Raw genomic sequence first — 11,669 nt, 5'->3', positions numbered from 1 at the left:
ACAACGCCGCTGGGGGTACCCCCTGCTCGAAGAGCTTGGGGGAGTGCGTGCCCTGCCCCGCGACCCGCCACATGATCCAAACGACACGCCCTAGGTCACGTCCGAGCGCCCCGCGCCGTGGGGGCGCGCGGGGCGGACGGCCGGAGCCCCGCGCCGGGCGGTGCTCGCCGGCGCGGGGCTCCGAGGGTGGGCAGGACCGGGTGTCAGAACCCGGCGGGCTCCGTGTACACGCCCCATTCGTCGCGCAGGACCCCGCAGATCTCGCCGAGGGTCGCCTCCGCGCGGACCGCGTCCAGCATGGGGGCGATCATGTTGGAGCCGTCGCGGGCGGCGGCGAGCATCGCGTCCAGCGCACCGCGCACCGCGCCCTCGTCCCGGCCCTGCTTACGGGCGCCCAGCTCCCGCACCTGCTCGCGCTCCACCTCGTGGCTGACCCGCAGGATCTCCAGGTCGCCGGTGACCGAGCCGTGGTGCACGTTCACCCCGACGACCCGCTTGTCGCCCTTCTCGACCGAACGCTGGTACTGGAACGCCGACTCGGCGATCTCCCCGGTGAACCAGCCGTCCTCGATACCGCGCAGGATGCCCGAGGTGATCGGACCGATGGGGTGCCGCCCGTCGGGGTGCGCCCGCAGTCCGCGCTCCCTGATCTGCTCGAAGATCTTCTCCGCGTCGGCCTCGATCCGGTCGGTGAGCTGCTCGACGTACCAGGAACCGCCCAGCGGGTCGGCGACGTTGGCGACGCCGGTCTCCTCCATCAGGACCTGCTGGGTGCGCAGGGCGATCTCCGCGGCCTGCTCGGAGGGCAGGGCGAGGGTCTCGTCCAGGGCGTTGGTGTGCAGCGAGTTCGTCCCGCCGAGGACCGCGGCGAGGGCTTCCACGGCGGTCCGCACGACGTTGTTGTACGGCTGCTGCGCCGTCAGCGAGACACCGGCGGTCTGCGTGTGGAAGCGCAGCCACTGCGCCTTCTCGGTCTTCGCGCCGTACACCTCGCGCATCCAGCGGGCCCAGATCCGCCGGGCCGCCCGGAACTTGGCGATCTCCTCGAAGAAATCGACGTGGGCGTCGAAGAAGAAGGAGAGCCCCGGCGCGAACACGTCCACGTCGAGCCCCCGGGACAGGCCCAGCTCCACGTAGCCGAACCCGTCCGCGAGGGTGTAGGCCAGCTCCTGCGCGGCCGTCGCACCCGCCTCGCGGATGTGGTAGCCGGACACGGACAGCGGCTTGTAGGCGGGGATCTTCTCGGCGCAGTGCTCCATCAGGTCGCCGATGAGGCGCAGATGCGGCTCGGGCTGGAAGATCCACTCCTTCTGCGCGATGTACTCCTTGAAGATGTCGGTCTGGAGCGTGCCGTTCAGCACGGCGGGGTCGATGCCCTGGCGCTCGGCGGCGACCAGGTACATGCAGAAGACGGGGACGGCGGGCCCGCTGATCGTCATCGACGTCGTGACGTCGCCGAGCGGGATGTCCCCGAAGAGGACCTCCATGTCGGCGGCCGAGTCGATGGCGACCCCGCAGTGCCCGACCTCGCCGAGCGAGCGGGGGTCGTCGGAGTCGCGGCCCATCAGCGTCGGCATGTCGAACGCCACGGACAGGCCCCCGCCGCCGTTGGCGAGGATCATCTTGTAGCGCTCGTTGGTCTGCCGGGCGTTCCCGAACCCGGCGAACTGCCGGATGGTCCACGTCCGTCCGCGGTACCCGGTGGCGTACAGCCCGCGCGTGTACGGGTACTCGCCGGGCCAGCCGATGCGCTCGAAGCCCTCGTAGTGGTCCCCGGGCCGGGGGCCGTACACCGGCTCCACGGGGTCGCCGGAGAGCGTGGTGAAGTCGGCCTCGCGCTTGCGCGAGGCGTCGTAGCGGGCCTGCCAGCGTCGGCGGCCTTCCTCGATGGCGTCAGCGTCCATACCCCCGAATTTACTAGGACGTCCTAGTAAATGTCGATGGCAAACCGCCGTACGTTCCCGTACGGCGGTGCGGGTCCGGAAGTGGATCAGGCCTTGGCGACCGCGGGGGAACCGTCCGCGACCCGGGACTCCAGCTCCTGGCTGATCCGGCGCTCCACGAAGAACGCGGCCGTCGGGATGGTCCCCGCGAGCAGCACCCAGAGCTGCTTGCCCACCGGCCACTTGGCCTTCGAGCCCAGGTCGAACGCGAAGACCAGGTACACGACGTACAGCCAGCCGTGGGCGATGGCGACGACACGGGTGAAGTCGGCGGCGCCGTCGACGCCCAGGCCGTACTTGGCGATCATGCCGAGGCACAGCAGGACCAGCAGCACACCGGTGACGTAGGCCATGACGCGGTAGCGGGTCAGCACGCTCTTCTTCATGGCTACGAGGGTAACCACCCCATTTGCGCGATCTTCGCGCACCCCCGCGCATCCCCCGGATGCCGCACAGGCCCCGGCCGCGCGGCCCCAGCGGCGCAGGCCGCGACCGCCCCGGACCGCCCTACGCGTCCTTACTCGTCACGCGTCCTTACTCGTCACTACTCGTCGCTACTCGTCACTACTCGTCCTTGAAGTCGTGGGCGGCCACCCGCAGCGGACGCAGCATCGCGAAGATCTCCGCGCACTCCTCGGCGTCGTACGCCCCCAGCCCGAAGTCCATCTCCATCAGGTCGCGCGTCGCCGCGTCGCACACCTCGCGGCCCTTGTCCGTGATCGAGGCGAGCGTGCCGCGCCCGTCGTTCGGGTTGGGCCGCTTGTCGACCAGGCCCGACCGCACCAGCCGGTCGACCGTGTTCGTGACGGACGTCGGATGCACCATCAGACGCTCGCCGATCTTCGACATCGGCAGCTCGCCCGCCTTGGAGAAGGTGAGCAGCACCAGCGCCTCGTACCGCGCGAAGGTCAGCCCGTACGGCTTGACCACCGCGTCCACCTCGGCCAGCAGGATCTGGTGCGCGCGCATGATCGAGGTGATCGCGGCCATCGACGGCACGGACCCCCAGCGCTGCTGCCAGTGTTCGTCGGCACGGGCGATGGGATCGAAAGCAAGACTGAGCGGCTTCGGCACGCCAAAGACCTTACCGGCCGGTCACATCGTGGTCAGCCCCGTCTCGCGTTTCGGTCCCCCGCCCCACGGACACGGCGGCCGGCGCCCGCTCGGCGGAGCCGTCGGCACCCGGTCCGCGCCCCGCTCTGGCGGGCGGTCCCGTGCGCTCGGTACGCCGTGCCGCCACCGCGAGGGCCACACACAGCGCCGCCCCCAGCACACCCGCGCCCGCCACCGTCGCCCGCACCCCGGCGAACTCCGCGGCCACACCCGACAGGGCCATCCCGAGCCCCTGAACGGTCATCAGGCCGGCCGTGTTCAGCGTCATCGCGCGTCCGAGCAGGTCCTCGGGCACCGACCGCACGAACCACTGGTCCAGGCCGAGCGTGTACGCCGATCCGGCGCCGGCCGCGACCAGCAGCACCAGCGACCAGCCGAGCCCCGGCCGCAGCGCGTAGCCCAGGTACGGGAGCAAGGTCACGCACACCAGCGGCAGGGTGATCCGGTGCCGGGTCGCCGGGCGCAGCCGTGATCCGGCGAACAGTTCGCCCGCGATCGTCCCGACCGGCAGCGCGCACATCAGCAGGCCGAGGCCCGTGGACCCGACGCCCAGGTCCGCCGCGTACGGGGCGGCCAGCGCCTCCGGCACCACCGCGAACGCCGAGGGCACCCAGAACAGCAGGAGCAGCACCAGCACCCTGCGGTCCGCCAGCACGCGACGGGCGCCCCGCAACGAGTCCCGCACCAGCGCCTGGCCGCCGGCCGCCCGCGCGGGCCGGCGCCGCGTGCCGAACCGGAGCGTCAGGGCCGACACCAGGAACGTACCGACCGTCACCAGCAGCGCGTGCCGCGGCGACACCACCGTGAGCAGCAGTCCGCCGAGCCCGTACCCCGTCAGCAGCGCGCTCTGCGACACGATCCGCAGCAGCGACCGGCCCAGCACGAACAGTTCGCCGTCGCCGAGGACGTCGGCCAGGGTCGCGGTCCGGGTGCCCTGGAACACCGGGGACACCACGGCGAGCGCCGCCCGCATCGCCAGCAGCACCGCGATCGGCGCCCCCGGCACCACCATCACGGCCACGCACCCCGCGCACACCAGGTCGCACACCACCAGCACCCGGCGCGCCGGGAAGCGGTCGGCGACCCCGGCCAGGAACGTTCCGCCGACCAGGTACGGGAGGAAGCCCAGCGCGAACGTCAACGCGCTGAGCAGCGGAGACCCCGTCAGGTCGTAGACCAGGACGGACAGCGCGATCTCACTGACGACCAGGCCCAGCAGGGAGAAGGCGTGCGCGGCGAACACGGCACGGAACTCGGGCACGGCGAAGACCGGGCCGTAGCCGGTGCGGGCGGCGGGCGAGGGCGCGGGTGAGGGCGTGTTCGCGGCGGCGGCCCCGGGCGTCGCCTGCCCCGCCGTCAGCTCGGCGGGCAGTCCGGTCGGCGGCGCGGTGGAGGGCCCGGTCGATGGCCCGCTGGAGGACCCGGTGGACGCGGCCGTCGCGGGGTCGGTCGTCCGGCCCGCTGGGGGCTCGGTCGGTGTGTCTGGCATGTGCGGCAGCGTGCCGGGGCGGAGACGGCCGGCGTAGAGTTTCGGCTCCAGCCGAATCTTCGCCACAACTCCGCCCGCCGGGCGCCGGTATCGGCACTGGTGCCGGGTCCGGTCCGGAAACTGGCACCGGCACCGGCACCAGCACCAGCACCAGCACCAGCAGGACCGTCCCACCCCAGCCGCCGCCCCCGGAGCCCGTGCCCATGCCCTCCCTCCTCCACTTCGGCGAGGACGACCTCCTCAACTGCCGCTTCGCGATCTCGCCCCTGTGGGAGACCCAGGAGGCGGTCCGCACCCTCAACCGGCCCGCCCGGCACGGCTATCACGCGCACTGGCTGCGCCGTATCCGCACCGCCGCCGCGGGTCTCGACCTCACCCCGCTCTGGCTCCTCATGCCGCGCACCGGCTACTCCCCCGACTGGCTCGGCCCGCCCCCGATCGGCCCGGCCGCGACCATCGGCGAGGAGATCGCCGCCGTCCGCACCGCCGACCCCGCCGTGGCCCGCGAGGAGATCGCCCGCTCGCTCGCCGACACCCCCGGAGCCCTCGACTCCCCGCAGGGCCGTGCCCTCCTCGCCGACCCGGCGCGCACGGTCGCCCGGCTGTCGGACCTGCTCGAACAGGCCTGGCACACCCTGGTCGAACCCGACTGGCCCCGGTTGCGCGCCCTGCTCGAAGCCGACATCGCCTTCCACTCGCGCCGGCTCGCCGAGGTGGGCCTCGGGGGGCTCCTGCCGGAGATCGACCGGCGGCTCGGCTGGCGCGCCCACACCCTCACCATCGAGGGAAGGGGCCGCCACGAACGCCACCTCGCCGGACAGGGCCTCGTCCTCATGCCGAGCGTCTTCTCCTGGCCGGACGTGATCAGCGGCTTCGAGCCGCCCTGGCAGCCCACCCTCGCCTACCCGGCCCGGGGCATCGGCGGCCTGTGGGCCGAACCCGGCGACCGCGCCCCCGAGGCCCTGGTCCGTCTCCTCGGCCGCGGCCGGGCCGCCGTCCTCACGGCCCTGGACGAACCGGCCACCACCACGGCCCTCGCCCACCGCCTCCGCCTCGCCCCGTCCTCCGTCTCCGCCCACCTCACCACCCTCCGGAACACCGGCCTCCTCACCTCCCGCCGCTACGGCCACCAGGTCCTCTACGAACGCACCCCCCTGGGCATCACGCTGGCTTCGGGCGGCGGGGGTGAGCAGCCGCCGTGACACGGTGAGGTGCGGCGAGGTAAACAGCCCCTTGTGCCACGATTGGTGACCGTTCGTCACCTTCGCGTAAGGAGCGGCATGGCTCGGCTGATCCGCGTTCTCGCGGGGCTTGTGGTGCTCGGGGTCGTCGTGGGGTGCTCCGGCGGGGCCGAGGACGGTGAGGCGGCGCGGACCGTCGTCGCGCCGGGGCGGGGCGGCGGGGGCGGTTCGGCCTTCTGGGTGGACCCCGACGGGCCCGCCGCGGCGCAGATCCGGACGTGGCGGCGGGAGGGGCGTACGGAGGACGCCGCGCTGTTGGCGCGGATCGCCGAGCAGCCGGTGGCGTTGTGGCCGGCCGGTGAGGCCGATCCGGGCCCGGCCGTGCGGGCGGCGGCCCGGGCCGCCGCGCGGGAGGACCGGGTCGCGCTGTTCGCGGCGTACGACATCCCGCACCGGGACTGCGGTCAGCACTCGGCGGGCGGGGCGGCGGACGCGGACGCCTACCGGCGGTGGATCGGGCGGTTCGCGGACGCCCTCGGCGACAGCCGGGCCCTGGTGGTCCTGGAGCCGGACGCCATCGCCCATATCGCCGACGGCTGCACCCCCGGCGAGTACCACGACGAGCGCACCCAACTGCTCAGCGACGCGGTCAACCGGTTCAAGCGCCAGCCGCGCACCAGGGTCTACGTCGACGCCGGCCACCCGGCCTGGATCCGCGACCCCGGCCAACTGGTCGAACCCCTTAGACGGGCCGGCATCGCGAACGCCGACGGGTTCGCGCTGAACGTCTCGAACTTCCAGACGGACGACGCGACCAGGCAGTACGGCGTCGAGCTGTCGCGCAGGCTCGGCGGGAAGCACTTCGTCGTGGACACCAGCCGCAACGGCAACGGCCCCCTCCAGGGCGCCTGGTGCAACCCGCCCGGCCGCGCGCTCGGCACCCGCCCCACCACGACAACCGGCGAACCCGCCCTGGACGCCTTCCTGTGGATCAAACGGCCGGGCGAGTCCGACGGCCCGTGCGCGGGCGGCCCGGCGGCGGGCCGGTGGTGGCCGCAGTACGCGCTGGAGCTGGCCCGCAACTCCGGCGGCTGACGATCCCCCGCCCCGCCCCCACGGCACCCGCCACGCCTTCCGCTACGGCACCCGCACCCACTTCGCCTCGGAGGGCGTCCCCTGGGCGTCCGTCACGAACAGCATGTACCAGCCCGGCGGCACCAGGGTGGAGTCCTTGGGCGCCGTCACGGTGACGGAGTTGCCGGCCTTGGTCACCTCCAGGGCGATGGAGCGTTGTTCGACGTCCGTGGTGTGGGTGACGGCGCTGGGGCGCATCAGGCGGGCCTGTGCGACGCGTTCGGGATGGCCGGTGGTGAACGTCGCCCGGCCGTCCGGGTCCAGGGTGTCGGGTCCCTTCCCCAGGGCGGGCCGGTTCTTCCCGTTGCGGTGCAGCGCGGGCGGCGTGTAGATCTCCATGCGCTGTTCGAAGTGGCCCAGTTTGGTGTTCCGCTGGTCGTCGAAGAGCGGGTCGGAGCCGAAGGTGACGACCCGGCCGTCGGGCAGCAGCAGCGCCTCGGAGTGGTAGTTGCGGCCCACCGTCGGGGAGGCGGCTTCGCGGAAGGTGTTGGACTTGGGGTCGTAGAACTGGGCCTTGAGGATGTTGCTGGCGCTGCGGCCCCGGTAGTCCCGGGAGCCGTTGGTGGTGAACACGGTGTCGTCCGGCATGATCACGCTGTTGAGGTAGCGGGTGCCCTGGGGGAGGTCGGGTCCGTCCTCGAAGACGGGGTTGTCCTTCTTCAGGTCGACCACGGCGGTGCGCGGGGTGGACCTCTTCGACTCCCCGACTCCTCCCCCGCCGAGGATCATCACCTTCTGGTCCTGTGCGGGCGGCAGCAGCAGCGAGGCGGAGGTCTCGGTCTCGTCGGCGTCCCGCAGTCCGGGGACCTTCTGGAAGGTGTTGGTGCCGAGGTCCCACAGGCCGGCGTCGCGGCCCTGGTCGGCGGGCCCGTAACCGGCGTTGGAGGCCGGGTAGAAGAGCTTGCCGCCCTGGGTGAGGAAGAGGGCCGGATAGGTGGGGAAGTAGCGCTTGGGGCCCGGGGTCCACTTCTTGGTGCGGGGGTCGTAGATCTCGTTGTCGCCGGGGTCGATGGTGCCGACGTCGTCGAGGCCGGAGACGGCGAGGACCCGTCCGTCGTCCAGGCCGACGAGGGTCGGGTACCAGCGCGCCTTGTCCATCGGGTCGACGGGGACGTACCTCTCGGCGCGTGGGTCGAACTCGTAGGCGGCCCTGATGCCCTGGAAGTCCTGCTTGTCGAGGGTGATCTTCTCGGAGAGGCCGTAGGTGTTGGCCGCGTCCTCGCCGCGCAGGCCGACGATGGCGTACTGGGCCTGGCCGCCGGTGACGGAGCGGGGGCCCTTCTCGGTGGCCTCCACGAAGACGCGGGCCTCGCCGGCGGTGACGGTGGTCCGCCAGGGCCGCATGACGCCGGCCCGGTCGTAGGTGACGGTCTGGTCGCGCCGGGCCCGCGGCACGGTGACGTCGAACCGGCTGACGTACTCGACACCCGCCGGCGAGCGGAAGACGGTGCCCTTCTTCAGGACGACGTCCTTGTCGGGGTTCTCGTTCTTCACCCGCATGCCGCCGCCGGCCCGCCGCACCTCGCCGTCGAGCTGTTCGTAGCGGGCGGTCCCTCCGGCGACCAGCAGCCGGCCGTCGGGGAGCTGGGCGTGTCCGGAGCAGAAGAAGTCGTCCGGGGTGGGGATCTTCTTGAACGTGTTGTTCCGCGGGTCCCACAGGACGGTGTCGAAGGACCCCTTGTCGAACTTGCGCTGTTCGTTCCCGGACCCGGCGACGATGAGCACTTTCCCGGAGTGCAGCAGGGCGGCGTGGATGGCGTTGGTGCGGTAGGCGCGCGGGATGTCGACGGGCGCCCAGGAGCCGTACGCGGCCTGGTAGGCGGGCCGGGAGATCTTGTACTGGTGGTAGGTCTGGCCGGCGAAACCGACCGCGGCGGGGGCGTTGAGCCCGGCGAGGACGGCGATCGCGGCGACGCCGGCCAGCTTCTTCCTGGCTTTGGCGCCGGTCTTCCCGCTGGGCGCGCCGGTGTTCTTCGAGGGCTGGCGGGCCATGGCCTAGGTACCTCCTGGGGTGCGGCCGGTGGCCGGGGCGGGAGCGGCGAGCGCCGGTTCCTTGGGGACGGGCGCGGGAACGCGGACGCGGGCGGGGTGCGGCCGGCGGGCCCGGTGCCGCGTGCGGAGGGTGGTGAGCCATACGGCGACGGGCGCGAGGCAGACGGCCAGGGCGATCAGGGCCCAGGCGCGCATGGCGGGGTGGGTGTGGCCGAGGACGGCGGAGGCGCCGAGGGAGAGCGCGAGGAGCGCGGCCCAGCCGAGGTGGATACGGAAGGTGCGCGGCCGGTCGGCGCTGGTGTCGCCGCCCTTGGGGGTGACGACGAAACGGCCGGGGCGGCGGGTGACGGCGTCGGCGAGGGCCTTGAGATAGACGGGGGCGGCGAGCGCGGACATGGCCATGCCCGCCAGCCCGGCGGAGCCCTCCGGTTCGTGGGGGGAGACGTTGTGGCGCCGGTTCCACAGGTAGAGGCCGACGCGCAGGGCGGCGGCGTCGCTGTAGAGCATGAGCCACAGGGAGGCGGTGACCTGGGTTCCGGAGGCCCCGAACCAGAGGTAGAGGACGCAGCTCGTGACGCCGAGGAGCCAGTTGAGGGCCGTCATCGGGTAGTAGACGAGCATCAGCGTGTAGTTGAGGAGGCGGCCCGCGGGCATGGTGAGCGGGGCCTTCCCGTACTGCCGGAGGAGGGTTTCGCAGGTGCCGCGGGCCCAGCGGGTCTGCTGGGTGAAGAAGTCGGTCCAGGAGGCGGGGCCCTCTCCGACGGCGAGCACGTCGGGGGTGTAGACGGACCGCCAGTGGTTGCCGGTCCTGGCGTTGCGGTGGCGGTGCAGTTCGAACCCGGTGGCCATGTCCTCGGTCACGGAGTCCTGGAGGCCGCCGATCTGGCGCAGGGCCGCGATGCGTACGACGTTGTTGGTGCCGACGAACATGGGGGCGCCGTAGCGGTTGCCGGCGCGCTGGATCAGGGCGTGGAAGAGGAACTGCTGTGATTCGGCGGCCTTGGTGACGGGGTTGTCGTCGTAGTTCCCGTAGACCTGGGGGCCGACGACGAAGGCGACGTCGGGGTCGCGGAAGTAGCCCATCATGCGGTCGAGGAAGCCGGGCAGCGGGGCGTGGTCGGTGTCGACGGAGGCGAAGTACTCGTAGGCGTGGCCGTGCAGGGTGAGCCAGGCGTTGTAGTTGCCGTGTTTGGTGCGGGCCTTGTGCGGGCCCGTGGGGCGGTTCCACTCGGGGACGCCGTGCCGGGTGAAGTGCCGCACGCCGAGTTCCGCGCACAGGGCCTTGGCCCGCTCGTCGTCGCCCTCGTCGAGGAGCCAGACGTGCAGGAGTCCGGGGTGGGTGACGCGCAGGGCGGCTTCGAGGGTGGCGCGGACGGTGGCGAGGGGCTCCTTGCCGGGGACGTAGGTGGTCAGGAAGGCGACCCGGGTGCCTTCCTCGGGGGTGAGGGGGACGGGGTCGCGGGCGGTGAGGGTGGCGTGGGCGATGCCGAGGACGTTGACGACCATGAAGAGTTCGACGAGGCCGACCGTCACGAGCATGCTGGTGTCGAGGGCGGTCAGCCAGGTCTCGCCGTTCTCCCGGTGGGTCCAGTGGGTGGGCCACAGGAGGTAGCCGAGGAGGGTGACGGTGAGGGCGGGGGCGAGCGTCAGGAGGAGGAGGGCGCCTATTCGCCGCGGTCCGCTGGACAGGAGCCTGGTGTACCGCACCTGCCGGGCCGTGCCGGAGGGGTCGGTCAGGGGTCCCGCGAGTCGGCTGTAGGTGTCGTAGTCGTAGCCCTCGGGCCGCACGTCGCCCTCCGGTCGTCTGGGGTGGTCAAGCTGGCCGATATCCACACACAAGGTGAGTTTCGGGTGCGTGTCGAACGGGGTGCGTCCGATGGGGTGTGGGGGCCGTGCGGGCGGGTGGTCTTTGGTCCGGGTACGCGAGAACCCCGGTCCAGGGGACCGGGGTTCTCGGGTGGTGGCGCGGCGGCCGGGTCAGGCGGACAGGTGCCGTTCGACCGTCTCGACCTTGGCGGTGAGGCCGTCGGTGACGCCGGGCCGGATGTCGGCCTTGAGGACGAGGGAGACGCGGGGCGCGCGTTCCTCGACGACCGCGACGGCGCGCTTGACGACGGCCATGACCTCGTCCCACTCGCCCTCGACGGAGGTGAACATCGCGTCGGTGCGGTTGGGGAGGCCGGACTCGCGGACGACTCGGACGGCGTCGGCGACGTACTCCCCGACGTCCTCGCCGACGCCGAGCGGGGTCACGGAGAAGGCGACGATCATGCGTTGACGATCCCTTCCTGGCGGGCGCGGGAGGCGATCACCGCGTCCTCGGCCTCGCGCTTGAGCTTGCGCTCGGCGAAGAAGCCGCCGGTGGGCAGGACGGAGAGGACGAGGTAGAGCAGTCCGAGGCCCGCGCTCCAGCGGGCGCGGTACCAGGCGTCGGCCCAGAAGATCACGTAGAGGATGAAGAGGACGCCGTGGATCGCGCCCATGACCGGGACGGCGTTGAAGTCCGTGGTCCGCTTCAGCACCGAGCAGACGAGCAGCAGCAGGAAGGAGACGGCTTCGGGGGCCGAGACCAGGCGGAGGCGGCGGAGGGCGCTGGCGGTCTTTATGTCCACGGGTCACCTTCGGTGGGAGTGTCACTGGCGGGGGGACGCTGCTTTGTGAACGCAAGCACAAGCGTCGGTCCCATTGTGGCATCCGGCGCCGGGGACACCGGGCCGAGGGTCCGGCTCGGGGCGTGCCGCCGCTCCCCTAGGGGGCGGGTCGGGGGTGAGATCCACCCGGAGACTCTGTCGGCGGGGGCGGGCTGGGGTTACCTTC

General features: G+C 72.4%; 10 protein-coding genes. 2 read left to right on the top strand and 8 right to left on the bottom strand.

Translation table 11 applies throughout. The features are described from left to right. Positions 1-203: 203 nt before the first annotated feature. From AB0912_RS19915 to AB0912_RS19900, 4 genes are all read right to left on the bottom strand, one after another. Positions 204-1,904 (bottom strand): methylmalonyl-CoA mutase family protein, encoded by a 1,701-nt coding sequence (locus tag AB0912_RS19915; RefSeq protein ID WP_366701416.1) that lies wholly within the window; start codon positions 1,902-1,904, stop codon positions 204-206. A gap of 86 nt (positions 1,905-1,990) precedes the next feature. Further along, a complete protein-coding gene (locus AB0912_RS19910) occupies positions 1,991-2,329 on the bottom strand; it encodes a DUF3817 domain-containing protein (RefSeq protein ID WP_366701414.1) in 339 nt (112 codons plus the stop codon). Between the two features lie 178 nt (positions 2,330-2,507). Next, positions 2,508-3,017 (bottom strand): MarR family transcriptional regulator, encoded by a 510-nt coding sequence (locus AB0912_RS19905; RefSeq protein WP_366701412.1) that lies wholly within the window; start codon positions 3,015-3,017, stop codon positions 2,508-2,510. 10 nt (positions 3,018-3,027) lie between these two features. Then, positions 3,028-4,545, bottom strand: a complete 1,518-nt coding sequence (locus tag AB0912_RS19900; RefSeq protein WP_366701410.1) for an MFS transporter — start codon at positions 4,543-4,545, stop codon at positions 3,028-3,030. A 203-nt stretch (positions 4,546-4,748) separates the two neighbouring features. On the opposite strand from AB0912_RS19900, the gene AB0912_RS19895 reads away from it, so the two are divergent. Both AB0912_RS19895 and AB0912_RS19890 read left to right on the top strand, forming a co-directional pair. Next, on the top strand, positions 4,749-5,747 hold the full coding sequence (locus tag AB0912_RS19895; RefSeq protein WP_366701408.1) for a DUF5937 family protein: 999 nt from the start codon (positions 4,749-4,751) through the stop codon (positions 5,745-5,747). Positions 5,748-5,825: 78 nt separating this feature from the next. Continuing rightward, positions 5,826-6,821 (top strand): glycoside hydrolase family 6 protein, encoded by a 996-nt coding sequence (locus AB0912_RS19890; protein WP_366701406.1) that lies wholly within the window; start codon positions 5,826-5,828, stop codon positions 6,819-6,821. 42 nt (positions 6,822-6,863) lie between these two features. On the opposite strand, the gene AB0912_RS19885 is transcribed toward AB0912_RS19890, so the two are convergent. From AB0912_RS19885 to AB0912_RS19870, 4 genes are all read right to left on the bottom strand, one after another. Further along, positions 6,864-8,852, bottom strand: coding sequence for a kelch motif-containing protein (locus tag AB0912_RS19885; protein WP_366701404.1), 1,989 nt, complete (start codon positions 8,850-8,852; stop codon positions 6,864-6,866). Between the two features lie 3 nt (positions 8,853-8,855). Beyond that, complete coding sequence (locus AB0912_RS19880) at positions 8,856-10,640, bottom strand: cellulose synthase catalytic subunit (protein ID WP_366701428.1); 1,785 nt, start codon at positions 10,638-10,640, stop codon at positions 8,856-8,858. Between the two features lie 189 nt (positions 10,641-10,829). Next, positions 10,830-11,123 (bottom strand): MTH1187 family thiamine-binding protein, encoded by a 294-nt coding sequence (locus AB0912_RS19875; RefSeq protein ID WP_366701402.1) that lies wholly within the window; start codon positions 11,121-11,123, stop codon positions 10,830-10,832. Further along, entirely contained in the window at positions 11,120-11,464 is a 345-nt protein-coding gene (locus tag AB0912_RS19870) for a DUF3817 domain-containing protein (protein ID WP_366701400.1), read from the bottom strand. Before AB0912_RS19870 ends, AB0912_RS19875 begins: the two co-directional genes overlap by 4 nt. Between the last annotated feature and the right edge of the window lie 205 nt (positions 11,465-11,669).

The organism is Streptomyces sp. NPDC007084 (genome assembly GCF_040703595.1).
Taxonomy (GTDB): Bacteria; Actinomycetota; Actinomycetes; order Streptomycetales; family Streptomycetaceae; genus Streptomyces.
The sequence above is the reverse complement of the archived record's forward strand: the minus strand, read 5'-3'. Positions and strand labels throughout refer to the sequence as shown.